The sequence below is a fragment of the Pseudomonas vancouverensis genome, from assembly GCF_004348895.1.
Lineage (GTDB): Bacteria > Pseudomonadota > Gammaproteobacteria > Pseudomonadales > Pseudomonadaceae > Aquipseudomonas > Aquipseudomonas vancouverensis.
This window is the reverse complement of record NZ_RRZK01000007.1, coordinates 292,421-315,252: the sequence shown is the minus strand read 5'-3', so window position 1 is coordinate 315,252 and position 22,832 is coordinate 292,421. Positions and strand designations below refer to the sequence as shown.

22 protein-coding genes are annotated in these 22,832 nt (G+C 60.7%); 14 read left to right on the top strand and 8 right to left on the bottom strand.

What is annotated here, in order from left to right; all coding sequences use genetic code 11:
* Positions 1–73 precede the first annotated feature (73 nt).
* Entirely contained in the window at positions 74–2,485 is a 2,412-nt protein-coding gene (locus tag EIY72_RS05850) for a penicillin acylase family protein (protein ID WP_093228926.1), read from the bottom strand.
* A 106-nt stretch (positions 2,486–2,591) separates the two neighbouring features.
* Complete coding sequence (locus EIY72_RS05845) at positions 2,592–3,173, bottom strand: DUF6436 domain-containing protein (RefSeq protein WP_093228929.1); 582 nt, start codon at positions 3,171–3,173, stop codon at positions 2,592–2,594.
* A gap of 97 nt (positions 3,174–3,270) precedes the next feature.
* On the opposite strand from EIY72_RS05845, the gene bipL reads away from it, so the two are divergent.
* On the top strand, positions 3,271–4,218 hold the full coding sequence (bipL, locus tag EIY72_RS05840) for a phospholipase BipL (RefSeq protein ID WP_093228932.1): 948 nt from the start codon (positions 3,271–3,273) through the stop codon (positions 4,216–4,218).
* Between the two features lie 130 nt (positions 4,219–4,348).
* Here bipL and EIY72_RS05835 read toward each other — a convergent pair whose 3' ends face one another.
* Positions 4,349–5,101 (bottom strand): DUF2059 domain-containing protein, encoded by a 753-nt coding sequence (locus EIY72_RS05835; RefSeq protein ID WP_093228935.1) that lies wholly within the window; start codon positions 5,099–5,101, stop codon positions 4,349–4,351.
* Between the two features lie 108 nt (positions 5,102–5,209).
* On the opposite strand from EIY72_RS05835, the gene EIY72_RS05830 reads away from it, so the two are divergent.
* Positions 5,210–5,842 (top strand): 2OG-Fe(II) oxygenase, encoded by a 633-nt coding sequence (locus EIY72_RS05830; protein ID WP_093228938.1) that lies wholly within the window; start codon positions 5,210–5,212, stop codon positions 5,840–5,842.
* A 2-nt stretch (positions 5,843–5,844) separates the two neighbouring features.
* Positions 5,845–6,330, top strand: coding sequence for a 2-thiouracil desulfurase family protein (locus EIY72_RS05825; protein ID WP_093228941.1), 486 nt, complete (start codon positions 5,845–5,847; stop codon positions 6,328–6,330).
* A 167-nt stretch (positions 6,331–6,497) separates the two neighbouring features.
* On the opposite strand, the gene EIY72_RS05820 is transcribed toward EIY72_RS05825, so the two are convergent.
* Complete coding sequence (locus EIY72_RS05820) at positions 6,498–7,097, bottom strand: transporter substrate-binding domain-containing protein (RefSeq protein WP_093228943.1); 600 nt, start codon at positions 7,095–7,097, stop codon at positions 6,498–6,500.
* 135 nt (positions 7,098–7,232) lie between these two features.
* Here EIY72_RS05820 and EIY72_RS05815 point away from each other — a divergent pair, with 135 nt between their 5' ends.
* Entirely contained in the window at positions 7,233–7,658 is a 426-nt protein-coding gene (locus tag EIY72_RS05815; protein WP_093228946.1) for a DUF4399 domain-containing protein, read from the top strand.
* A gap of 62 nt (positions 7,659–7,720) precedes the next feature.
* Here EIY72_RS05815 and serA read toward each other — a convergent pair whose 3' ends face one another.
* Positions 7,721–8,950: a phosphoglycerate dehydrogenase gene (serA, locus tag EIY72_RS05810; protein WP_093228949.1), complete on the bottom strand. Its 1,230-nt coding sequence runs from the start codon at positions 8,948–8,950 to the stop codon at positions 7,721–7,723.
* Positions 8,951–9,156: 206 nt separating this feature from the next.
* On the opposite strand from serA, the gene EIY72_RS05800 reads away from it, so the two are divergent.
* The 4 genes from EIY72_RS05800 to EIY72_RS05785 all read left to right on the top strand — a co-directional run bounded on the left by EIY72_RS05800 (position 9,157) and on the right by EIY72_RS05785 (position 13,402).
* Entirely contained in the window at positions 9,157–10,551 is a 1,395-nt protein-coding gene (locus tag EIY72_RS05800; protein ID WP_093228951.1) for an FAD-binding oxidoreductase, read from the top strand.
* A gap of 39 nt (positions 10,552–10,590) precedes the next feature.
* A complete protein-coding gene (locus EIY72_RS05795; RefSeq protein ID WP_093228954.1) occupies positions 10,591–11,256 on the top strand; it encodes a fumarylacetoacetate hydrolase family protein in 666 nt (221 codons plus the stop codon).
* Between the two features lie 188 nt (positions 11,257–11,444).
* Complete coding sequence (locus tag EIY72_RS05790; protein ID WP_093228957.1) at positions 11,445–12,368, top strand: SdiA-regulated domain-containing protein; 924 nt, start codon at positions 11,445–11,447, stop codon at positions 12,366–12,368.
* Positions 12,369–12,484: 116 nt separating this feature from the next.
* Entirely contained in the window at positions 12,485–13,402 is a 918-nt protein-coding gene (locus EIY72_RS05785) for an SdiA-regulated domain-containing protein (protein WP_093228960.1), read from the top strand.
* 82 nt (positions 13,403–13,484) lie between these two features.
* On the opposite strand, the gene rpiA is transcribed toward EIY72_RS05785, so the two are convergent.
* A complete protein-coding gene (rpiA, locus tag EIY72_RS05780; protein WP_093228963.1) occupies positions 13,485–14,159 on the bottom strand; it encodes a ribose-5-phosphate isomerase RpiA in 675 nt (224 codons plus the stop codon).
* Positions 14,160–14,478: 319 nt separating this feature from the next.
* Here rpiA and ilvA point away from each other — a divergent pair, with 319 nt between their 5' ends.
* Positions 14,479–15,993, top strand: a complete 1,515-nt coding sequence (ilvA, locus tag EIY72_RS05775) for a threonine ammonia-lyase, biosynthetic (RefSeq protein ID WP_093228966.1) — start codon at positions 14,479–14,481, stop codon at positions 15,991–15,993.
* A gap of 39 nt (positions 15,994–16,032) precedes the next feature.
* A complete protein-coding gene (locus tag EIY72_RS05770; protein ID WP_093228969.1) occupies positions 16,033–16,458 on the top strand; it encodes a DUF2269 domain-containing protein in 426 nt (141 codons plus the stop codon).
* Between the two features lie 102 nt (positions 16,459–16,560).
* On the opposite strand, the gene EIY72_RS05765 is transcribed toward EIY72_RS05770, so the two are convergent.
* Complete coding sequence (locus EIY72_RS05765; protein WP_093228972.1) at positions 16,561–17,217, bottom strand: histidinol-phosphatase; 657 nt, start codon at positions 17,215–17,217, stop codon at positions 16,561–16,563.
* Positions 17,218–17,360: 143 nt separating this feature from the next.
* On the opposite strand from EIY72_RS05765, the gene EIY72_RS05760 reads away from it, so the two are divergent.
* A complete protein-coding gene (locus EIY72_RS05760; RefSeq protein WP_003229203.1) occupies positions 17,361–17,840 on the top strand; it encodes an RNA pyrophosphohydrolase in 480 nt (159 codons plus the stop codon).
* A 22-nt stretch (positions 17,841–17,862) separates the two neighbouring features.
* Positions 17,863–20,142, top strand: a complete 2,280-nt coding sequence (ptsP, locus tag EIY72_RS05755; RefSeq protein WP_093228975.1) for a phosphoenolpyruvate--protein phosphotransferase — start codon at positions 17,863–17,865, stop codon at positions 20,140–20,142.
* A 113-nt stretch (positions 20,143–20,255) separates the two neighbouring features.
* On the opposite strand, the gene EIY72_RS05750 is transcribed toward ptsP, so the two are convergent.
* Positions 20,256–21,002, bottom strand: a complete 747-nt coding sequence (locus tag EIY72_RS05750) for an NRDE family protein (RefSeq protein ID WP_093228978.1) — start codon at positions 21,000–21,002, stop codon at positions 20,256–20,258.
* A 120-nt stretch (positions 21,003–21,122) separates the two neighbouring features.
* Here EIY72_RS05750 and EIY72_RS05745 point away from each other — a divergent pair, with 120 nt between their 5' ends.
* Both EIY72_RS05745 and lgt read left to right on the top strand, forming a co-directional pair.
* Positions 21,123–21,905 carry a sulfite exporter TauE/SafE family protein gene (locus EIY72_RS05745; protein ID WP_093228981.1) on the top strand — a complete coding sequence of 261 codons (783 nt, stop codon included), beginning with the start codon at positions 21,123–21,125 and terminating at the stop codon, positions 21,903–21,905.
* Positions 21,906–22,002: 97 nt separating this feature from the next.
* Positions 22,003–22,815, top strand: coding sequence for a prolipoprotein diacylglyceryl transferase (lgt, locus tag EIY72_RS05740; protein ID WP_093228984.1), 813 nt, complete (start codon positions 22,003–22,005; stop codon positions 22,813–22,815).
* Positions 22,816–22,832: the final 17 nt, after the last annotated feature.

Sequence of the window (22,832 nt, the reverse complement as noted above, 5' to 3'; positions counted from 1 at the left end):
GCTGGTTTTGATGCTGTTAGTCATGGCCCCATCGCGAGCGTGCTCGCGATGGGGCCGTCCAGTCAGCAAAAAACTACTGCGTAGCGCGCGCCGGCATCAGCTTCAACGTACTGCGCGTATTGGCCGTCACCTCTTCATCGTTAAGGTGCGCCTGGAAATACATCCCCTCCACATACGCCTCGGCCTGATCGTCATAGTGACTGTCGAGCAGCACACCACTCTGACCCACCGGGTTGATCGTCAGGCTGTGGGCTGGGTCGGCGAAGTCGATCAGGCGTCGGGTTGATGGCCCGTAGGTGACCGGCCAGGGTGCCGGACCGATTTTCGCCGACAGGTTGTTCGGCACTTCATGACTGCCCGGCGCGGCGAACGGGCCGACGTTGAAAATCCGGTCCAACGGCTTTTGCTGGCCCAGCGGATGGCCATGGGTCAGGGTATGCGCCTTGCCCCACTGCCACTGAGTGAAATCGCTGCCGAGGGTTGTCTTGAGGTGCGCAATGCTCGCCTGCCACGCGGCCTTTACCGTGTCGGCGCGGGTTTCCTTGCCAAGGGTGTTGCGATTGTCCCACCACGGCGAGTCAGGGCTGGCAGCCAGGCGAGGCAATGCGGCATCGATGACTCGTGTCGACAGCAGCGTTTCGAAGAAGTCATTGCCCAATTCGTCGCGCATGGCCGAATCGGCCAGGTTGTACAGGAACTGGTTGAACAGGGTGGCACTGGTGGAATCGAGCGGATAGTCGCCTTTCCATTGAGCCAGTTGTTCCACCAGCTTGAGCTCGGCAGGATCACTGACCACTGCACGCAATACCGGCAGTAGCGGCTCCAACAGGCGCGGGCCATAGTCGGTGGTGGTGCCCAGTTGCAGCTTCTGGCTGGTTTCCAGGTCCCATTTGACCGCTTTGTCGCCGAGCTGGCGATTGAGCTGCTGCCCACGGTCGGCGAGGTTGTAGTAACCGGGGATCTCCATGCCGGTCGGCGAGACAGGCTGGAAGTTGGCCGAGACGATGTAGCCGCGCGCCGGGTTTTCTTCCTGCGGGTTGGCGCTGAACGGGTAGAAACCGTCCTTGTCGGCTTCGCTTGTACTGCCGTCGAGAATGAACTCCGGACGCACACCCGCCGGACGTTTCGGCAGCTGCGCGGCGGCCCACCAGGCAATGTCGCCCTTGGCGTTGGCCCAGACCACGTTCAAACCCGGTGCCTGGATCTTTGCCGCGGCAGTGCGGGCCTTGGCCAGGGTGTCTGCGCGGTTGAGCTGGTAGAAGCCTTCCAGAATCGGGTTCTCGCTTTCGAGGAAGGCCCACCACATGGCAATGGGCGTTTTGCCGACGCCGCTGCCCAATGCATCGTTGACGATCGGCCCGTGGGGCGACTGGCGCAGGACCAGCGTCACCGGCGCCTGGCCTTTCACCGCGATCTGCTGCTCGCTGGTGACCATGTCGACCCACTTGCCGCGATACAGGACCTGATTGGGGTTCTCCGGGTTGACCTTCTCGGCGATCAGGTCGAGGTCGTCGTTCTGGAACATGGTGATGCTCCAGCCGAAGTCGCGGTTCATGCCCAGGGACGCGAACGGCATCAACGCCTGATAGTGACCATAGAGTTCGAAGCCCGGTGCCGAAAGATGCGCTTCGTACCACACCGATGGCGCGGAGAAGCGGATATGCGGATCACCCGCCAACAGTGGCTTGCCGCTCTTGGTGCGGCTGCCGGAGACCACCCAGGCGTTGCTGCCTTCGAACTGCGGCAGGCCGTTGTCGGCCAGGGCCTGTTCGCTCAGGCGGGCGAGGGCGTTGAGGTCTTTCCAGTCGGCGCTGGCCAGGGACGGCGCGGCGCCGCTGCGGTGATTGGCCAGCACGCCTTTGGGCTGCCAGTCGAGATCGAAGATGCTCAGGTACTCCGGCCCCAACTGATCGCGTACGTAGGTCAGCAGCGGTTCGGTACGAAACGCGGCGGCAAAGCTGTAGGCCATGTAACCGGCGATGCTGATGGTGTCTTCAGCGGTAAACGGTCGCTTGGGAATGCCCAGTACATCGAACTCCACGGGTCTGGCGTGGCTGTCCTGATACTGGTTGATGCCATCCAGGTAGGCTTGCATGGCGATGAAGGTGGGCGATTGCTTGTCGAGATTGGCCAGGTAGGTGTCAGCCCGTTCACGAATGCGCAGGCTGCGCATTAGTTTGTCGGTATCGAGCAGTTTCGGCCCGAGGACTTCGGCCAGCTCGCCACGGGCGAGGCGGCGCAGCACTTCCATCTGGAACAGGCGATCCTGGGCGTGGACATAGCCGAGGGCGCGGTACAGGTCGGGTTCGTTTTCGGCGCGGATGTGCGGCACGCCGCGCTCGTCGTAGCGCACGGTGACCGAACCTTGCAGGTGTTGCAGTTCCACCATGCCCTGGCGTGACGGCTGCTTGCTGTAGAGGTAGCCACCGGCGGCGACGGCCAGCACGACGATCAACAGAGCGAGAGCGGTCAAGCTGCGTTTCATGGCGACTCCTTGTTTTGTTGTTGTTTTTATCCTGGGGCCACTGTTTAACACGGAGCGTTGGTCTGACGCATCGCCCGTAGGAGGGATTCGTGCGATCAGATCATTCCTACTGTGTCGCGTCGACCCGCCACGGGCAGTAACACCCGACCGCCAGTGTGTGGGTGGCACTCACCGGGCGGCCTTCGTCCAGCGCTTGCAGGATCGGCTCGATAAAGCTGTTGCTCGAATTGCAGGTCAGGCCCTCGCTGTAAGGGCCGAAGTACGCCAGATTGCCGCTGCGATCCCAGATCGCCACGGCGGGGCTGGCGGGAAGCTGTTCGGCGCCGGGGAAGTTGTCGAGGGGCTTGAGGCTGCTCAAGGTGCTCGGCAACTGGCCGTGGCTGCCGGGCCTTTGCACGGCGTAGAACTCCACGCCATGGGGCACGTAGCGCTGAACCAGTTCGGTCAGGTGCTGCTGATTGCCGACGTTGCACGGGCAGGCCGGGTCCCAGAAATGCACCAGGCGGATCGCACCGGGGCCGGCAAGGTCTTCGGGAAGGCGCAGCGGGTCGCCGGAAAACAGCGCCGTGTGTTCGCTGAACGCCCGCAGATAGCGCCCCTGAAACCAGTCATAGGCTGCCCACAATGCGCCAGCACACACGACGGCGAGCAGGCTGGCGAACAGTGTGATGCGCAGGGGCGATCGCATGGCTTCAATCCTCAAGGGGCGGCTAGCTTGCCATGCTTGCCGCGACAGAAGAATATCGCAGGCCTGAATAGTCCGTTTTCGCGCTTTGGAATCGCCCATGCCTGCTCCTTTCGACCCTGAACTTTTACGTGCGAGCCTGTTGCCGCTGGCGGCAGCTCAGCCGTTGTCGGCGCAGGTGCAGGCCTATCAGCAGTTCTACGGGCTGGATTTTGCGCAACGCTCGTTGCGCAGAGGCGTGGGGCGATTTCAGGTCGATGGCTATGAACTGGTCAGCCAGTACTGGTGGCCGGAGCGAGCGAAGGCAACGCTGTTTGTCTTTCACGGTTTCTACGATCACACGGGGCTGTACCGACATGTGATCGAATGGGCGCTGGACCAGGGTTTTGCCGTGATCGCCTGCGACTTGCCGGGACACGGCCTGTCCAGTGGCGAGCGGGCGAGCATCCGGGATTTCGCCGAGTACCAGGACACCCTGCAAGGCTTGTTCAGCGAAGCGCTGTCGCTCGACCTGCCACAGCCATGGCACCTGTGCGGGCAAAGCACCGGTGGGGCGATCGTGATCGATCACGTGCTCAATGCCGGCGTGAGCAGCCCGGCCCAGGGCCAGGTGATCCTGTTGTCGCCACTGGTGCGACCACGGGCGTGGGGCTGGTCGCAGTTGAGTTATTACCTGCTCAGGCCTTTTGTCAAAGCCATCGCCCGACGTTTCAGCGAGAACTCCAACGACCCGGCATTCCTGCCCTTTTTGCAGGCCGACCCGTTGCAACCTTTGCGGCTGCCAACCGCCTGGGTCGGTGCGCTGTCACGCTGGATCAAGCGTATTGAAGCGGCGCCCATGAGCAGCCGGCGGCCATTGATTGTGCAGGGGCAAGCAGACATGACCGTGGATTGGCAGCACAACCTGAAGGTGCTGCAGGGCAAGTTCGATCGGCCGCAGGTGTTGATGTTGCCTGAGGCGCGGCATCACCTGGCGAATGAAACGCTGGTGATGCGTACGGAGTATTTCGGGTTTTTGACCAAGCGGATCAAAGGCCGCAATCCTTAGCGCCTGTCGGGGCCTCATCGCTGGCAGGCCAGCTCCCACAGGTTCTCTGTTGATCAGATAATCAGAGGACGACTCCCAGCCTCTGTGGGAGCTAGCCTGCTAGCGATGGCTATCCATCAGGCACCGAGGATTATTGGGCCAGGCTCGACGAACTCTGTCCCACTGCCAACCCCGCTCGAATCGCCGCCAACGCCGCCTGATAGTAAGCCTGACCTTCAGCCGATTCGGCAAAGGTCGCAAACTCTTCCAGTTCGTTATCCGACAGGTCGCGGTAGACGTAAAGCAGCGTGTTGTTCAGGTCGCTGCCGATCTGGTCCATCAAGCGCTGACGCTGCCCGTTGAGCATGCCTTGGGCCTGACCGGCGCCAAGCAGGCCGGGGATCATCGAACTCAAGCTGTCAGCCGCGACGCCGGCAATCGCCAGGCTGACTTCCGCGCCGGCCTCGCGAGCGGGCAGGGCCTGGGCCAGATGGCCAATGATCAGCATGCGGCTGTCGCTGGCTTCCATTTTCGGCAAGCCGTGGGCGTTCTTCGCCAATTGGTCGCGACGGGTCGCCAGCAGTTCGGCGGCGACGATCTTTTTGCCCAGAGGTGACTGGAAGAAGGTCAGTGCCGGTTTCGGATCGGCGAGGTTCTTGCGCAACTGCGCTTCAGCGCGCTGGTCCACGGCTTGCGCGGCAAAGCGCTGGTTGCTGTTGTTGACCAGCGCCTGAAACACCGCTGGCGGCAGACTGCCTTGATAGCGTTGTTGTGCAGCCGAGAGGGCGTCGTTGAAGTGCGCGCGTTGTTCCGGCCAACCGGCGATCTTGTACAACTGATCGTGGCTGTCTGCCCAGGCGGGCAAAGCGCAGAACATCAACAGTGAGAAAAGCAAACGGCGCATAGGGACTCCTGTCAGCAGGCGACTATTCTCCGTGCGGCATCAGGTCTTGTCGAGAATTCGTATCAACCCGCTGCGTGGCTCTGTCGGATTTCCGGGCACAGGAATACTATGCGCGCCATGCAAATATCCTCTGATCACCCGCTGCTGTTACGAATTGTCGACGACCTGGCCGAATACGGCTGGTCGCAGCAGAATATTTTCCTGCCTCAGGAACTGACCCGAGCGCTGGCGGCCGAGTGCCGTAAACGTGCGGCGGAGGGTGAATTGGCCCCGGCAGCGGTCGGGCGTGGGCCGACGTCGGAGATTCGCGAGGGGATTCGCGGTGACCATATCCAGTGGATCGATCCAGGCCAGGCCGAGGCTTGCGACAGCTACCTGAGCTTGATGGGCAGCCTGCGCGAAGCGATCAATCGTGGTCTGTTTCTCGGTCTTGAAGATTTCGAAAGCCACTTCGCGATGTACCCGCCCGGCGCGTTTTACCTCCGGCACCTCGACCGTTTCCGTGATGACGATCGACGCATGGTATCGGCGGTCGTCTACCTCAATGACGGCTGGTTGCCCGAAGATGGCGGCCAGTTGCGCATGTACCTCGACAATGACCGTGTTCACGACGTGCAGCCTACTGGTGGCTGCCTGGTGGTGTTTCTTTCCGGCGAAGTCCCTCATGAAGTCCTGCCCGCCGCGCGCGATCGCCTGTCGCTGACCGGCTGGTTCCGCCGTCGCGGCAACGAGCCGTTCTGATCATGCAGAAAATTCTCGTCAGTCGCTGCCTGTTGGGCCACCGCGTCCGTTACGACGGTGGCGCGAGCGGGCCTTTCGATCAGTTGCAGCAGTGGCTGGATGAAGGGCGGGTGGTGCCGTTGTGCCCGGAAGTCGCCGGTGGTCTGCCGACGCCTCGGGCAGCGGCGGAAATCCCGGGCGGGCAGGGCACGCACGTGCTGGATGGGCAGGCATCGGTGATCACCACCGAGGGCGAGGATGTCAGTGCGCAGTTTCTGTCGGGGGCGTATCAGGCGCTGGAGTTGGTGCGCAAGCATGGCATTCAGATTGCCGTGCTCAAGGCCAACAGTCCGTCCTGCGGGAATTTGCTGACCTATGACGGCACCTTCAGTGGCGTGAAGGTCAGCGGCGAGGGCGTGACGGCCGCTCTTCTCACGCGCAATGGCGTGCAGGTGTTCAGTGAATTGGAGTTGGCTGAGGCGCTGGTGGCCTTGAGGGCTTTGACCTGATTCAAAAACCAGCCCTCACCCTGGCCCTCTCCCGGAGGGAGAGGGGAGCGACCGAGTTGTTTGTCGATTTGCTGACCAGCTGATAACGGGGTCGAATTCAGGTTTTGAAAAGCACCCAGTCAGTCCTCTCTCCCTCCAGGAAAGGGTTAGAGTGAGGGGCATTTGAATTACTGCACCGAAGGCTTGGTGGCTTCTCCGGCCTCGGCCCCAGCCGTAAACCACTTCTTCTCCAGCGCCGCCATGCGCCCGTCTTCCTTGATCCGCTTCAACGCATTCTCCAGGCTGGCATGAAACGCCGGATTTCCTTTCTGAAACGGGATCGCCAGGTTCACCGGCGGATTCGCTTTCGGCTTCTGCTCCGTCAACGATTGCACCAGCAGCATCGATTGCGGTTCTTCTTTCTGCGCGATCAGTTGGGCACTGGTTTTGATGTAAGGCTCGCTGAAGTCGAAACGATCCTGCAGATCCGGGGTCTGTGCTATGTGGTTGATGGCAACGTCGTACTTGCCGCTCTCGACGCCGCTCAGCATGTCGGTGCCGTCGGTGATGACAAAGTCGGCCCGCACATCGAGTTCGCTGGCCAGCATTTGCCCCAGCTCGACTTCGAAACCGGTGAGTTTGTCGTCTTCCTTGAAGTTGAAGGGCGGTGTATTGGCCTCAACGGCGATACGCAGTTCGCCCCGGTCGTTGACGTCATCAATCAGTTCGGCATGAGCCAAGGGGCTCAAAAGGGGTAGCAGGCAGATCAGGCCAGGCAGAAAGCGCATGGTCACTCCTTTGAATTTTTTATCGCGGCCCTCTCATTCAGGCTCGCTTTGCTATGGTTGTCGAGTGCCTTCGACAACGAATGGTCATGAAGTTGTCATGACCACGCGGATTTTACGAAAAAACTGGAGAAGAAAATGAAAAGCTTGATGTCACGTGCAGCCTTGGCTGGCCTGTTGATGGGCGTTTCAGTGTTGGCCAGTGCAGCGACGCCGGCCCCGCAGGGCGCCGCAGTGAATATCGGTTCGCCTTCCAGCGGCGAAACGGTGGGCAAGACGTTCAAGGTCAAGTTTGAAGTAAAAGGCATCGCCCTGGCACCGGCGGGAGACGCCACCGCCAATACCGGTCACCACCACCTGCTGATCGATGCCAAGGAAATCATCCCGGCCGGCTCGGTCATCCCGGTAGACGCCAATCATGTGCACTTCGGCAAGGCCCAGACCGAAACCGAGGTGACCTTGCCGCCTGGCCAGCACACCCTGCAGCTGGAGCTGGGTGACAAGAACCACATGGCATTCGATCCGCCCATCGTTTCGGAAAAGATCACCGTAACGGTGAAATGATTTTTCCGAGGGTATGAAAAAGGGAGCCCGAAGGCTCCCTTTTTTTGTCGCTCAAGCCGCTATCAGAACAACACGCGGCAACGGATGGTGCCGTTGACGTGTTGCAGCTTCTCTTGCGCCAGGTCCGAGTACTCGGCGTCGACGTCGATGACCACGTAGCCGACTTTCTCGTTGGTCTGCAGGAACTGACCGGAGATGTTGATGCCGTTTTCGGCGAAGACCTTGTTGATCTCGCTGAGCACGCCCGGAATGTTTTCGTGGATGTGCAGCAGGCGGTGCTTGCCAGGGTGAGCCGGCAGGGCCACTTCCGGGAAGTTCACCGACGATACCGAAGTACCGTTGTCGCTGTACTTGACCAGTTTTTCCGCCACTTCCAGACCGATGTTGGCCTGGGCTTCGGCGGTGGAACCACCGATGTGCGGGGTCAGGATCACGTTGTCCAGGCCACGCAGCGGGCTTTCGAACTCTTCGTCGTTGGAGCGTGGCTCCACCGGGAATACGTCGATGGCCGCGCCGATCAGGTGCTTGTCCTTGATGGCCGCTGCCAGGTGGTCCAGTTCGACCACGGTGCCGCGTGCGGCGTTGATCAGGATGCCGCCTTTCTTGATCGCGCGGATTTCCTTCTCGCCCATCATCCACTGGGTCGCAGCGGTTTCCGGAACGTGCAGGGAAACGATGTCGGACATCGCCAGCAGTTCGTGCAGGTTGCCGACCTGAGTGGCGTTGCCCAGTGGCAGCTTGGTGATGGTGTCGTAGAAGTACACCTGCATGCCCAGGCCTTCCGCCAGGACCGACAGTTGCGTACCGATCGAGCCGTAACCGACGATACCCAGCTTCTTGCCGCGGATTTCGAAGGAGTTGGCCGCGCTCTTGATCCAGCCGCCACGGTGGCAGGAAGCGTTCTTCTCAGGGATACCGCGCAGCAACAGGATCGCTTCGGCCAGTACCAGTTCGGCTACGGAACGAGTGTTGGAGTACGGCGCGTTGAACACGGCGATACCGCGCTCGCGGGCAGCGTCCAGGTCAACCTGGTTGGTGCCGATGCAGAAACAGCCGACAGCGACGAGTTTCTTCGCGTGATCGAAGATCTCTTCGGTCAGTTGAGTGCGGGAGCGAATGCCGATGAAGTGAGCATCGGCGATCTTTTCCTTCAGCTGGGCTTCCGGCAGAGAACCTGTGAGGTACTCGATGTTGGAGTAGCCCGCCGTCTTGAGGACGTCGACAGCCGATTGGTGGACGCCTTCGAGAAGAAGGAACTTGATCTTGCTCTTATCGAGAGAAGTCTTGCTCATCTGCGTAAACCTGTATCCCGGAGAAAATTGGCAGGGAAGGGAGCAGCCTGGAGCTGACCCGGACGGCAGGAAAGCCGTCGCCGCAGAACACCCGTTGGGCACTATCCTGCGGGGTCGGTATGCTAGCATATGCGCCCCGCTAAACACTCATTCCTGCGACGTGAAGCGTTCTCAGGATGACCATGAATTGTTCGAGAGTTCTGTCGATGACCAATCCTGCCCTGATTGATGAGCTGAAGACCCTGGTTGAGCCTGGCAAGGTGCTGACCGATGCCGACTCCCTGAATGCTTACGGAAAGGATTGGACCAAGCATTTCGCCCCGGCCCCGACCGCCATCGTGTTCCCCAAGACCACCGAGCAGGTCCAGGCCATCGTCCTGTGGGCCAATAAGCACAAGGTGGCGCTGGTGCCGTCCGGTGGTCGTACCGGCCTGTCCGCTGCTGCCGTAGCGGCCAACGGCGAAGTCGTGGTGTCGTTCGACTACATGAACCAGATTCTCGATGTGAACCTCACCGACCGCACCGCCGTGTGCCAGCCGGGCGTGGTCACCGAGCATCTGCAGAACGTCGCCGAAGAAAAAGGCCTGTACTACCCGGTGGACTTCGCTTCGGCAGGTTCGAGCCAGATTGGCGGCAATATCGGCACCAATGCCGGCGGAATCAAGGTGATTCGCTACGGCATGACCCGTAACTGGGTAGCCGGCATGAAAGTCGTCACCGGCAAGGGTGACGTGCTGGAGCTGAACCGCGACCTGATCAAGAACGCCACCGGCTACGACATGCGTCAACTGTTCATCGGCGCTGAAGGCACCCTGGGTTTTGTGGTTGAAGCGACCATGCGTCTGGATCGCGCGCCGAAAAACCTGACCGCCATGGTCCTCGGCACCAGCGATTTCGACGCGATCATGCCGGTATTGCACGCGTTCCAGAGCAAACTCGACCTGACTGCGTTCGAATTCTTCTCCGACAAGGCGCTGGCCAAGGTCATGGCCCGTGGTGATGTGCCAGCGCCATTCGAAACCGATTGCCCGTTCTACGCGCTGCTGGAGTTCGAAGCGACCACTGAAGAAGTGGCCAACCATGCCCTGGAAACCTTCGAGCACTGCGTCGAGCAGGGCTGGGTGCTGGACGGCGTGATGAGCCAGAGCGAAACCCAGCTGCAAAATCTGTGGAAGTTGCGCGAATACATCTCCGAAACCATTTCCCACTGGACGCCGTACAAGAACGATATTTCGGTCACTGTGTCGAAAGTCCCGGCTTTCCTGAAGGAAATTGACGCGATCGTCGGCGAACACTACCCGGATTTCGAAATCGTCTGGTTCGGCCACATCGGCGACGGCAACCTGCACCTGAACATCCTCAAGCCGGATAACCTGAGCAAGGATGATTTCTTTGCCAAGTGCGCGACCGTGAACAAGTGGGTGTTCGAAACCGTTGAGAAGTACAACGGTTCGATTTCCGCCGAACATGGCGTGGGCATGACCAAGCGCGATTACTTGACCTACAGCCGTTCTCCGGTTGAGATCGAATACATGAAGGCCGTCAAGGCAGTGTTCGACCCGAATGGCATCATGAACCCGGGCAAAATCTTCGCGGTGTGATCGCACGTCCCAAGAATCAATGAAGGCAGGAGTCGGTAAATGAGCTATCAGCACCAGTATGTCGACGGTACGCGTATTCACTTTCCGATCGGGAAAGTGGTGTGCATCGGCCGTAACTACGCCGAACACGCCAAGGAACTGGACAACCCGGTTCCGACCGAGCCACTGCTGTTCATCAAACCAGGCAGTTGCGTGGTGCCACTGGAAGGTGGTTTCAGCATCCCGACCGAGCGCGGCTCCGTGCATTACGAGGCGGAAATCGCGGTCTTGATCGGCAAGCCGTTATCGACCAAACCGAGCCGCGAAGAAGTGCTGGATGCCATTTCCGGTTTCGCCCCGGCCCTGGACCTGACCCTGCGTGACAAGCAGGCCGAGCTGAAATCCAAGGGCTTGCCGTGGGAAATCGCCAAGTCCTTCGATGGTGCTGCGGTGATTGCTCCGTTTGTGTCCGGCAGTACCTTTGCCGACCTGACCGACATTGGTATCCGCCTGACCATCAACGGCCAGGTGCGCCAGGACGGTAACAGCAGCGTGATGCTCAACCCGATCGTGCCGATGATCCAGCACATGGCCGGTTGCTTCTCGTTGCAGGCCGGGGACGTGATCCTCACTGGCACACCGGTGGGCGTTGGTCCGTTGAATGTCGGTGACGAGATCGTGCTGGAACTGCCTGGCGCCAGCCGTTTCACCAGCAGCGTCCGCTAGTCCAGACACGGCAAATCCCTGTGGGAGCGAGCTCGCTCCCATATAGGTTTTAGGGTGGTTTTAAATGACTCACCCTGTCATTTCCCGTTTTTTTCACAGGCTCTGCGGATAATTCTTCAGCGGTCGGCGCCTCTGTCGGCGCATTTGTGCTATTACCCCTAGCCTGAATTTCTGGAACCCATTCTCCGATGGCCACAGCACCGAATTCCTCGCTCAACCCTGCCCGTCGCCCCCGTTTTGGCTTGCGCTGGTACATCTGGCTGTTGCTGGTGGTCGTCGCCTACGGCGTGGCGTTTGCCATGCACTGGGATTCCCGGGGCGTGCTCTGGGTGAAAGAGCAGTTCAAGAGCCCGGCCGAGCGCCAGGCGAGTATCTGGTTGCCGGACTACCGGGCGGTAATCGATGCCAAGCTGCTGCCGGGCATGGAAAAGGACGAGGCGTCGGACCTGGCGTACGACCCTCAGACCAAGACCCTGTTTTCGGTGATGGGCAAGAATCCGTTCCTGGTCGAGTTGACGTTGCAGGGCGACGTGTTGCGCAAGATGCCGCTGGTGGGCTGGAGCAACCCTGAAGGCGTCACCGTGCTGGGTAACGGCCTGCTGGCCATCGTCGATGAGCGTCAGCACCTGATCACCATCGTCAAGGTCGATGCCAATACCCGCGAGCTGAACATCGCCGACTTCCCGAAATACGATCTCGGACCTTCGAAAGACCAGAACAAGGCCTTCGAAGGCGTGACCTGGGATGCCCGCAATCAGCGGATGATGCTGGGTGAGGAGCGGCCGCCGGCGCTATTTGTCTGGAATGGCGATGGCAAGACCCTGACCGGCGACAAGGTCAAACTGGCCAGCCACGCGCTGGACATGCGCAACCTGTCGGCCCTGGCTATCGATCCGCGCACCGGGCACATGCTGGTGTTGTCCGCTGACTCGCACCTGCTGCTGGAGTTGGACAAGAAGGGCGAACAGGTCAGTTTCATCACCCTCCTGCGTGGCTTCAACGGCCTGAAAAACACCATTCCGCGGGCCGAAGGCGTGACCATGGACGAGGAGGGCAATCTGTACATGGTCAGTGAGCCGAACCTGTTCTATCGCTTCGAAAAGCAGCGTTGAACCAACACCTGTAGGAATTTCAGCGTTCGATTGTAGGATCAGGCCGCAGGCCATTAAGCTTCAGTTCAGACAGGCGTGATATTTCATCCGCCTGTTTTGACCCTGAGCCCGTTTGCATGCGTCGATTGACCCGCCCCAAACCCCTGATGCTGATCGTGCTGGCGATCTTGCTGATCGTCTTGATTACGATCGGTCAGTACCTGCGCCTGTTCGAGCGCGGCTGGTTCAATCTGCGCGCGTTGTGGCAGCCGCAGAGCACTCAATCCATCGGCCTGGACCAATACCAGGCAGTCACCCAGGGGCAAGTCATCGAAGGCCTGGCCGATGATGTCTCGGCATTGACCTTCGACCCGGTGCACAAAAGCCTGTTTACCGTCACCAACAAGAATGCCGAGCTGATCGAGTTGTCCCTCGACGGCAGGATCTTGCGTCGTGTGGCGCTGATCGGGTTTGGCGACCCGGAGGCGGTGGAGTTCATCAGTGCCGACACCTACGTGATCACCGACGAGAGCGAGCAGCGCCTGATCAAGATTCATCTGGAAGCGGACACGACTTACCTCGACGCTGCCGATGCCGAGCAGATGACCCTTGGTGTACACATGAGTGGCAACAAAGGTTTTGAAGGACTGGCCTACGACTCGGTGGGCAAGCGCCTGTTTGTCGCCAAGGAACGCGACCCGATGCTGATCTATGAAGTGCACGGCTTTCCCCACTTCAACCCGGAAAAGTCCTACGCCATACACGTGATCAACAACCCCAAGCGGGATGCCGGGATGTTCGTGCGCGACCTGTCGAGCCTGCAGTACGACGAACGCAGCGGGCACTTGCTGGCGTTGTCGGATGAGTCACGGCTGATTCTGGAGCTGGATGTGGGCGGGCGGCCGATCAGCACGCTGTCGCTGAGCAAGGGTCGGCAAGGCTTGAGCAAGACCGTGCCGCAAGCGGAAGGCATCGCCATGGACGACGACGGAGCGTTGTACCTGGTGAGTGAGCCGAACCTGTTTTATGTCTTCAAGAAGCCTGAGCAGCCCTAAGCATCACCACAAAACATTGTGGGAGCTGGCTTGCCAGCTCCCACAGGTTTTTCATCTGCCATGAAGTTTGGGCAGTCCGGGCTTACTCAGCCTTCAGGGTTTTCACGCCTTCACTGGTACCCAACAGCAGCAAGTCAGCCGGGCGCGCTGCGAACAGACCATTGGTGACCACGCCGACGATCGCGTTGATCTGTGTCTCCAGCTCCACCGGGTTGGTGATCTGCATGTTGAACACGTCGAGGATGATGTTGCCGTTATCGGTTAGTACGCCTTCACGGTAGACCGGGTCGCCGCCGAGCTTCACCAGCTCGCGAGCCACGTGGCTGCGGGCCATCGGGATCACTTCGACTGGCAGCGGGAAGGTGCCCAGTACCGGCACCAGTTTGCTGGCGTCGGCGATGCAGATGAAGGTCTTGGCCACGGCCGCAACGATCTTCTCACGGGTCAGGGCCGCGCCGCCGCCCTTGATCAGGTTCAGGTGCTCGTCGCTTTCATCGGCGCCGTCGATGTAGAACTCCAGGTCGCTGACAGTGTTCAGCTCATACACCGGAATGCCGTGGCCTTTGAGGCGCGCGGCGGTGGCTTCGGAACTGGCCACCGCGCCGTCGAATGCGCCCTTGTGCTGGGCCAGTGCATCGATGAAGCAGTTGGCGGTGGAGCCGGTGCCGACCCCGACGATGCTCTTGTCGTCGAGTTTCGGAAGGATGAAGTCGACGGCGGCCTGAGCCACTGCCTGTTTGAGTTGATCCTGGGTCATGCGGGCTCCGAGGTGCCGAAGAGGGGGGAACGAATGGCCGGCATTATAGGCCTGGAGGCGGGGAAGGTCATTGCCAGTGTGTCGAATGGTTTCCCGTGGCGAGGGAGCTTGCTCCCGTTGGAGTGCGAAGCGCTCCCCTGCGATCCTTCAGGCAGGCTGCGCAAGATGGTTTTGCGACTGCTCCGCAGTCGAGCGGGAGCAAGCTCCCTCGCCACAGAGGATGTGCGTCACTGTGAAACCACCGGTTTAGTGTGGTCGTGCGGACGAAAGCCGGGTTAGACTCCTTGGTCCTGCCCAACCCGCTCAGTGATGCTTTCCGATGCTTGAACAGTACGTCAAAAAGATCCTCACCTCGCGCGTTTATGACGTTGCCGTAGAAACCCCATTGCAGACTGCCCGCCAGCTTTCCGAGCGACTGGGCAACAGCATCTGGCTCAAGCGTGAAGACTTGCAGCCGGTGTTCTCGTTCAAGATTCGCGGCGCCTACAACAAGCTGACCCAGCTGACGGACGAAGAGCGGGCGCGTGGCGTGGTCACCGCATCGGCGGGCAACCACGCACAAGGCCTGGCCCTGGCAGCCAAGGTGTTGGGTGTGAAGGCGACCATCGTCATGCCCAAGACCACCCCTGAGATCAAGGTCGAAGGTGTACGCTCGCGCGGCGGTAAAGTGGTGCTGCACGGCGATTCGTTCCCGGAGGCCCTGGCTTACTCGCTGAAGCTGGTCGACGAAAAGGGCTATGTCTACATTCACCCCTACGATGATCCGCACACCATTGCCGGGCAGGGCACGGTGGCGATGGAAATCCTGCGCCAGCACCCACAGCCGCTGGATGCGATTTTCGTCCCTGTCGGTGGCGGCGGCCTGATCGCCGGGATCGCGGCGTACGTGAAATATCTGCGCCCAGACATCAAGGTCATCGGCGTCGAGCCGGACGATTCCAACTGCCTGCAAGCCGCGATGGCGGCGGGTGAGCGCGTGGTATTGCCGACCGTGGGCATCTTTGCCGATGGTGTGGCAGTGGCCCAGATCGGTCAGCACACCTTCGACATCTGCAAGGACTACGTCGATGAAGTGATCACCGTCAGCACCGACGAAATCTGCGCGGCGATCAAGGATATCTACGACGATACCCGCTCGATCACCGAACCTGCCGGCGCGCTGGGCGTGGCCGGGATCAAGAAGTACGTCGAGCAGCGCGGCGTCAGTGGCCAGACCTTTGTCGCCATCGATTCTGGCGCCAACGTCAACTTCGACCGCCTGCGCCATGTTGCCGAGCGGGCAGAACTTGGCGAAGGCCGCGAAGCGATCATCGCCGTGACCATTCCCGAGAAACCGGGCAGCTTCAAGGCGTTCTGCGAAGCCATCGGCAAGCGCCAGATCACCGAATTCAATTACCGCTACAACACCGGCAGCGAAGCTCACATATTCGTCGGCGTGCAGACCCATCCGGAAAACGACCCGCGCAGCAAGCTGATCGCCAGCCTCGGCGAGCAGGGGTTCCCGGTTCTCGACCTGACTGACAACGAACTGGCCAAGCTGCACATCCGCCACATGGTCGGTGGCCGAGCGGCGCACGTGGTCGATGAAGTGATCCTGCGATTCGAGTTCCCGGAGCGTCCGGGGGCGCTGTTCAACTTCCTCAACAAGCTCGGCGGGCGCTGGAACATTTCGATGTTCCATTACCGCAACCACGGTGCGGCCGACGGTCGAGTGGTCGCAGGCCTGCAAGTACCCCATGACGAGCGCCATCTGGTGCCGGCCGCCCTGGAAGAAATCGGCTACCCGTACTGGGACGAAAGCGACAACCCGGCCTATCAGCTGTTTCTGGGCTGAGCGGCTACGCTCAAGGGCAGGTCATAAGGAAGTCGAACAATGGAAACGTTATCTGCCCTGAAAATGGCGCACATGATCGCGACAGTTGTCCTGCTGGGATGCGCGCTGGGGTTGGGCGTCTGGGTGTTTCTGGCGCGGCGCAAGGGCGATGCCACGGCGGGCAGCCGCACGCTGCAACGGCCGCGGGTGTTCGTCTGGCTGTTGATGGGCCTGGCGTTGCTGAGCATGCCGTTCACCGGCTGGGGGATGGTGCATCTGGTGGGCTGGCCGTTGGGGCAGACCTGGTTGCTGGCCTCCAGTGTGCTGTACACCGTAGCGGCGCTGGCCTGGTTCTGGTTGCTGGTGCGGCTGAACAAGTTGCGCAAGGCGCCGGGTAGCGTAGGTAAGTTTACCTTTGCCCTGGCGTTGTTCAGTTTTGTCTGTTTTATCGCGATTGCCGGGTTGATGGGCGCCAAGCCGGTTTAACCCTTCACCGAGTCGACTTCATCGCGAGCAGGCTCGCTCCCACAGGGGATCTGTGTCGTTCACACATCCAATGTGGGAGCGAGCTTGCTCGCGATAGGGTTTTCAGCCGCGCAGACTGATCACCGGCCAACCACGTTTCTCGGCTTCGGCACGCAGATTCGGATCTGGATCGACCGCCACGGCATTCGTTACCTGCTCCAGCAGCGGCAGATCATTCATCGAATCGCTGTAGAAGTAGCTGTCTTCCAGCGAATGCCCGGTTTCTTCCAGCCAGCGATTCAGGCGTGTCACCTTGCCTTCGCGGAAGCACGGCACGTCGGTGCTGCGTCCGGTGTAGCGGCCATCAACCATTTCGCACTCGGTGGCGATCAGGGTTTCAACGCCCAAGCGCACGGCAATAGGCGCGGTCACGAAGCGGTTGGTGGCGGTGATGATCACCAGTTTGTCGCCGGCGTCGCGGTGTTTCTTCAGCAGTTCGACGGCCTTGGGCAGCATGAGCGGTTCGATGCAGTCACGCATGAAGTCGCTGTGCCATTGAGCGAGGGTGGCCATCTCGGTACGGCCCAGCACTTCCAGGCAGAAGTTCAGGTAGGCGGCGTTGTCCAGCTTGCCGGCCAGGTAGTCCTGATAGAACGCATCGTTGCGCGTCTTGTAGGCCACGGCGTCGAGGAAGCCACGCTCGCAGAGGTAATCACCCCAGGCGTGATCGCTGTCGCCGCCCAGGAGGGTGTTGTCCAAATCGAATAAAGCCAGGCGCATTGCAGTTACCCGCTGAAAAGTCTGTAAAAAGGCGACAAGAATACGGTCTTTTCACAAGAGTGCACATAAGGTAGGAAGCTTCGTTGCCGCCCTCCCAACCTTTGTGGAACAATGCGGCGACATGCGTTTGCGAGGTTGTTGCCGTGATCGACCCCGATGGTTTTCGCCCCAATGTCGGGATCATTCTGACGAATGACGCCGGCCAGGTGCTATGGGCTCGCCGAATCAATCAAGATGCCTGGCAGTTTCCCCAGGGTGGAATCAACCCCGAAGAGACGCCGGAAGACGCCTTGTACCGCGAGCTGAACGAAGAAGTAGGCCTTGAGCGTGAAGATGTTGAAATTCTCGCCTGCACCCGGGGCTGGTTGCGCTATCGTTTGCCGCAACGTCTGGTGCGTACGCACAGCCAACCGCTGTGCATCGGCCAGAAACAGAAATGGTTTCTCCTGCGCCTGATCTCCAATGAGCAGCGGGTGCGGATGGATTTGACCGGTAAACCGGAATTCGATGGCTGGCGCTGGGTCAGCTATTGGTATCCGTTGGGCCAGGTGGTGACATTCAAGCGCGAGGTGTATCGACGCGCCCTCAAAGAGCTTGCCCCGCGCCTGTTAGCGCGCGACTGACGACGGAGTTCGACCCCGAGCCATGCTCAATACGCTGCGCAAGATCGTCCAGGAAGTTAACTCCGCCAAGGATCTCAAGGCGGCGTTGGGGATTATTGTGTTGCGCGTCAAAGAGGCCATGGGCAGCCAGGTCTGCTCGGTCTACCTGCTTGATCCGGAGACCAACCGTTTCGTGCTGATGGCTACCGAGGGCTTGAACAAGCGCTCGATCGGCAAGGTCAGCATGGCGCCCAATGAGGGTCTGGTCGGCCTGGTCGGTACGCGTGAAGAACCCCTGAACCTCGAAAACGCTGCGGACCACCCGCGCTACCGTTACTTCGCCGAGACCGGAGAAGAGCGCTACGCCTCCTTCCTCGGGGCACCGATCATTCACCACCGCCGGGTTGTCGGTGTGCTGGTCATTCAGCAAAAAGAGCGCCGCCAGTTCGATGAGGGTGAAGAAGCCTTCCTCGTGACCATGAGCGCGCAACTGGCCGGTGTGATCGCCCATGCCGAGGCCACCGGTTCGATCCGTGGCCTGGGCCGTCAGGGCAAGGGGATTCAGGAAGCCAAGTTCGTCGGCGTGCCGGGTTCACCCGGCGCGGCAGTCGGTACCGCCGTGGTCATGCTGCCACCGGCTGATCTGGACGTGGTGCCGGACAAGACCATCACCGACATCGACGCCGAACTGGCGTTGTTCAAGACCGCCATCGAAGGCGTGCGCGCCGATATGCGCGCCCTGTCCGCCAAGCTCGCGACCCAATTGCGTCCGGAAGAGCGAGCCTTGTTCGACGTCTACCTGATGATGCTCGACGATGCCGCGCTGGGCAGCGAAGTCACCACCGTGATCAAGACCGGCCAGTGGGCCCAGGGCGCTTTGCGTCAGGTGGTCAGTGATCACGTCAATCGTTTCGAGTTGATGGACGATGAATACCTGCGCGAGCGGGCGTCGGACGTCAAGGACCTCGGTCGCCGTCTGCTCGCCTACCTCCAGGAAGAGCGTCAGCAGAATCTGGTCTACCCGGAAAAAACCATTCTGGTCAGTGAAGAGCTGACGCCGGCCATGCTCGGCGAGGTGCCGGAAGGTACGCTGGTCGGTCTGGTTTCGGTGCTGGGTTCCGGTAACTCCCACGTGGCGATCCTGGCGCGTGCCATGGGTATTCCGACGGTCATGGGCCTGGTCGACCTGCCGTACGCCAAGGTCGACGGTATCGAGCTGATCGTCGACGGTAACCGTGGCGAGGTGTACACCAACCCCGGCGAAGTATTGCGCAAGCAGTTCGCCGAAGTGGTGGAAGAAGAGAAGCAGCTGGCCCTGGGCCTTGATTCCCTGCGCGATCTGCCCTGCGTGACCACCGACGGCCATCGCATGCCGCTGTGGGTCAATACCGGCCTGCTGGCAGACGTGGCCCGTGCGCAGAAGCGCGGCGCCGAAGGCGTCGGTCTATATCGCACCGAAGTGCCGTTCATGATCAACCAGCGCTTCCCGAGCGAGAAGGAGCAACTGGCGATCTACCGCGAGCAGCTCTCCGCTTTCCACCCGCAACCGGTGACCATGCGTACCCTGGACATCGGCGGTGACAAGTCGCTGTCGTACTTCCCGATCAAGGAAGACAACCCGTTCCTCGGCTGGCGTGGCATTCGCGTGACCCTCGACCACCCGGAAATCTTCCTGGTGCAGACCCGCGCCATGCTCAAGGCCAGCGAAGGCCTGAACAACCTGCGCATTCTGCTGCCGATGATTTCCGGCACCCATGAATTGGAAGAAGCCCTGCACCTGATCCATCGGGCCTGGGGTGAGGTGCGCGACGAAGGCTGCGATGTGCCGATGCCGCCCATTGGCGTGATGATCGAGATTCCTGCAGCGGTGTATCAGACCAAGGAGCTGGCGCGGCAGGTCGACTTTCTTTCGGTCGGTTCCAACGACCTGACCCAGTACCTGCTGGCCGTGGACCGTAACAACCCGCGGGTGGCCGACCTCTACGACTACCTGCACCCGGCGGTGCTCCAGGCATTGCAGACCGTGGTGCGTGATGCCCATGCCGAAGGCAAGCCGGTGAGTATCTGTGGCGAGATGGCGGGTGATCCGGCAGCGGCGGTGTTGTTGATGGCGATGGGCTTCGACAGCCTGTCGATGAACGCCACCAACTTGCCGAAGGTGAAGTGGATGCTGCGTCAGATCAACCTGGACATGGCCAGGGAGTTGCTGGCCGAGTTGATGACGATCGACAATCCGCAAGTTATCCACAGCTCGCTGCAACTGGCGCTGAAGAATCTCGGGCTGGCGCGGATGATCAATCCGGTTTCGGTCAAGGCTCTCTAAACCTGCATCAGCCTTATCGCGAGCAGGCTCGCTCCCACACTGGATTTGTAAACGACGCGAATCCCCTGTGGGAGCGAGCTTGCTCGCGATGAGGTCAGTCCAGACAATGCAGACTAAAGCCTGATCTCCACTTCCCCAAGATGCCCGCCATACGGCCCGAAACTCCGTTCGAGCAGATGCCGCGTCCCATCCGCCTGCACAATCAACGCCGTACTCGCCCGCGTGCCATAACTCTGACTGGCGATAAACACACTCGACAGCAATGTCTCGGTGGCCAGGCCAACGCCGGTATCCGGCAGCTCGGCAAACGGCGCCACCTGGGCATCTCCCAGTAGTGCCAGCAACGCTTGCGGCTGTGGATCTTCCAGCACCTCGGTCAAGGCTGCCTTGGCCTTGAGCAATTTCGGCCAGGGTGTATCCAAGCCCGCGTTCGACACGCCGTAGACTCCCGGTGGCAGCATCGTCGCCTCACTTTCCCGGGCATTGAAGTGCCAGAGCTCGTGGGTGTTGCCGATCAACAGGTTGAACCCGCCATACTCCGGCGAACGTGCAACAACGTCGGCCAAATAGTCGTCAATCGGCATCTCGCCGCTGAGAAAGCGCGCGACCAGTTCGCCTCGGGAACGACGGCCGGGTGGCTGGTGCGGATCGCGGATATTGGTCAGCGCGGCAAAACGACCGTTGGCCCCCAAGCCAAGCCAGGTGCCACCGGCTTCCAGGTCGCGCCCGGCGTACACCTGTGGGAAGTCGGACCATTGCGCCAGCGGCAGGCTGGGGCGGGCGTAGAATTCATCGCGGTTGGCCGCAACGATCAGTGGCTGGGCGTGACCCGGGCGCCAGGCAAAAACAATCAGGCACATAAGGTGGTCCTTGTGTGTTTTCTGCCCACTCTACGCAGACATCGCCTGCACTTCCATCGCCTCCAGTGGAGCGCGATGCCCTGCATCCGTTACCATGCGGCACTTATTGGGGGACGGGCCATGGAATTTCTGCTCTATCTGGCGCTGGGCGCCTGCGCAGGCGTGCTTGCTGGCCTGTTCGGTGTCGGCGGCGGGATCATCATCGTGCCGGTGCTGGTGTTCAGTTTCACCTTGCAGGGCTTCGATCAGTCGATCCTGACCCATCTCGCCGTGGGAACTTCGCTGGCGACGATCATCTTCACTTCTGTCAACGCGGTGCGCGAGCATCACCGTCGGGGTGCCGTGCGCTGGCCGATTTTCATGTGGATGACCGTGGGCATCCTGATCGGTGCCGGCTTTGGCGCGCTGACCGCCGAAGCGATTTCCGGGCCGAACCTGCAAAAGATCATCGGTGTGTTTGCCTTGGTGATTGCCGCGCAGCTGATGCTGGACGCGAAACCCAAGGCCAGTCGAACCGTGCCGGGTAAACTGGGTCTGACCTTGGCCGGCAGTGTGATCGGCTGGGCCTCGGCGATCTTCGGGATCGGCGGCGGTTCGCTGACCGTGCCCTTCCTGACCTGGCGCAGCGTGCCGATGCAGCAAGCCGTGGCGACCTCTTCGGCCTGCGGCCTGCCGATCGCTCTGGCAAGTGCATTAAGTTTCATGATTCTGGGCTGGCACGATCCGCTGCTTCCGGCCCATAGTCTCGGTTTTGTCTATTTGCCGGCGCTGCTGGGCATCGCCCTGACCAGCATGGTGTTCGCCAGAATCGGTGCGCGGCTGGCCCACAGGCTGTCGCCCAAGTTGCTGAAAAGACTGTTTGCCGCTTTGCTGTTCTGCGTGGGCTTGAGCTTTCTACTATGAAGCGCTTGCTCTGACGCACCGCGCAATCCTGGCTTAATCCTGGCGTGACAGCGTCGCCCGGGAATTTTTGAGATTTGAACGCTAACGAGGAGTCGCAATGCTGCCTTACCCGCAGATCGATCCGGTGGCCCTGGCCATCGGTCCGCTGAAAATCCACTGGTACGGTCTGATGTACCTGATCGGCATCGGCGGCGCCTGGCTGCTGGCCTCCCGTCGCCTGAACCGCTTCGACCCGACCTGGACCAAGGAGAAGCTCTCCGACATGGTGTTCTGGATGTCGATGGGGGTAATCGTCGGCGGGCGTCTGGGGTATGTGCTGTTCTACGATTTGAGCGCCTACCTGGCCAACCCGACGCTGATTTTCGAAGTGTGGAAGGGCGGCATGTCGTTCCACGGCGGATTCATCGGGGTGATGTTGGCCGCGTTGTGGTTCGGCAAGAAGAACAACAAGTCGTTCTTCCAGCTGATGGACTTCGTTGCACCGATGGTGCCGATTGGCCTGGGTGCCGGGCGCATCGGCAACTTCATCAACGCCGAACTGTGGGGCAAGCCGACCGACGTACCGTGGGCGATGATCTTCCCGCCGTTCAGCGATCCGGCGCAGTTGCCGCGTCACCCGTCGCAGCTCTACCAGTTCGCCCTGGAAGGTGTCGCGCTGTTCCTGATCCTCTGGTTGTTCTCGCGCAAGCCGCGGCCGACCATGGCGGTATCCGGCATGTTCGCGCTGTTCTATGGCATCTTCCGTTTCATCGTCGAGTTCGTCCGCGTGCCGGACGCGCAACTGGGCTATCTGGCCTGGAACTGGCTGACCATGGGCCAGGTGCTGTGCGTGCCGATGATCGTCGGCGGTCTGCTGCTGATCTGGCTGGCCTATCGACGCGCCCCGGCCGCTCCCGCTGCGGCAGTCTGAGCAACGACGCTAATTCG

What these genes read in the sequence shown, in the direction of transcription:
- serA (WP_093228949.1), bottom strand. Translation starts at nt 8,950, where the DNA reads ATGAGCAAGACTTCTCTCGATAAGAGCAAGATCAAGTTCCTTCTTCTC.
- EIY72_RS05825 (WP_093228941.1), top strand. Translation starts at nt 5,845, where the DNA reads ATGCAGAAAATTCTCGTCAGTCGCTGCCTGTTGGGCCACCGCGTCCGT.
- EIY72_RS05815 (WP_093228946.1), top strand. Translation starts at nt 7,233, where the DNA reads ATGAAAAGCTTGATGTCACGTGCAGCCTTGGCTGGCCTGTTGATGGGC.
- lgt (WP_093228984.1), top strand. Translation starts at nt 22,003, where the DNA reads ATGCTGCCTTACCCGCAGATCGATCCGGTGGCCCTGGCCATCGGTCCG.
- ptsP (WP_093228975.1), top strand. Translation starts at nt 17,863, where the DNA reads ATGCTCAATACGCTGCGCAAGATCGTCCAGGAAGTTAACTCCGCCAAG.
- bipL (WP_093228932.1), top strand. Translation starts at nt 3,271, where the DNA reads ATGCCTGCTCCTTTCGACCCTGAACTTTTACGTGCGAGCCTGTTGCCG.
- EIY72_RS05745 (WP_093228981.1), top strand. Translation starts at nt 21,123, where the DNA reads ATGGAATTTCTGCTCTATCTGGCGCTGGGCGCCTGCGCAGGCGTGCTT.
- ilvA (WP_093228966.1), top strand. Translation starts at nt 14,479, where the DNA reads ATGCTTGAACAGTACGTCAAAAAGATCCTCACCTCGCGCGTTTATGAC.
- EIY72_RS05750 (WP_093228978.1), bottom strand. Translation starts at nt 21,002, where the DNA reads ATGTGCCTGATTGTTTTTGCCTGGCGCCCGGGTCACGCCCAGCCACTG.
- EIY72_RS05795 (WP_093228954.1), top strand. Translation starts at nt 10,591, where the DNA reads ATGAGCTATCAGCACCAGTATGTCGACGGTACGCGTATTCACTTTCCG.
- EIY72_RS05790 (WP_093228957.1), top strand. Translation starts at nt 11,445, where the DNA reads ATGGCCACAGCACCGAATTCCTCGCTCAACCCTGCCCGTCGCCCCCGT.
- EIY72_RS05820 (WP_093228943.1), bottom strand. Translation starts at nt 7,097, where the DNA reads ATGCGCTTTCTGCCTGGCCTGATCTGCCTGCTACCCCTTTTGAGCCCC.
- EIY72_RS05835 (WP_093228935.1), bottom strand. Translation starts at nt 5,101, where the DNA reads ATGCGCCGTTTGCTTTTCTCACTGTTGATGTTCTGCGCTTTGCCCGCC.
- EIY72_RS05845 (WP_093228929.1), bottom strand. Translation starts at nt 3,173, where the DNA reads ATGCGATCGCCCCTGCGCATCACACTGTTCGCCAGCCTGCTCGCCGTC.
- EIY72_RS05800 (WP_093228951.1), top strand. Translation starts at nt 9,157, where the DNA reads ATGACCAATCCTGCCCTGATTGATGAGCTGAAGACCCTGGTTGAGCCT.
- EIY72_RS05765 (WP_093228972.1), bottom strand. Translation starts at nt 17,217, where the DNA reads ATGCGCCTGGCTTTATTCGATTTGGACAACACCCTCCTGGGCGGCGAC.
- rpiA (WP_093228963.1), bottom strand. Translation starts at nt 14,159, where the DNA reads ATGACCCAGGATCAACTCAAACAGGCAGTGGCTCAGGCCGCCGTCGAC.
- EIY72_RS05770 (WP_093228969.1), top strand. Translation starts at nt 16,033, where the DNA reads ATGGAAACGTTATCTGCCCTGAAAATGGCGCACATGATCGCGACAGTT.
- EIY72_RS05850 (WP_093228926.1), bottom strand. Translation starts at nt 2,485, where the DNA reads ATGAAACGCAGCTTGACCGCTCTCGCTCTGTTGATCGTCGTGCTGGCC.
- EIY72_RS05830 (WP_093228938.1), top strand. Translation starts at nt 5,210, where the DNA reads ATGCGCGCCATGCAAATATCCTCTGATCACCCGCTGCTGTTACGAATT.
- EIY72_RS05785 (WP_093228960.1), top strand. Translation starts at nt 12,485, where the DNA reads ATGCGTCGATTGACCCGCCCCAAACCCCTGATGCTGATCGTGCTGGCG.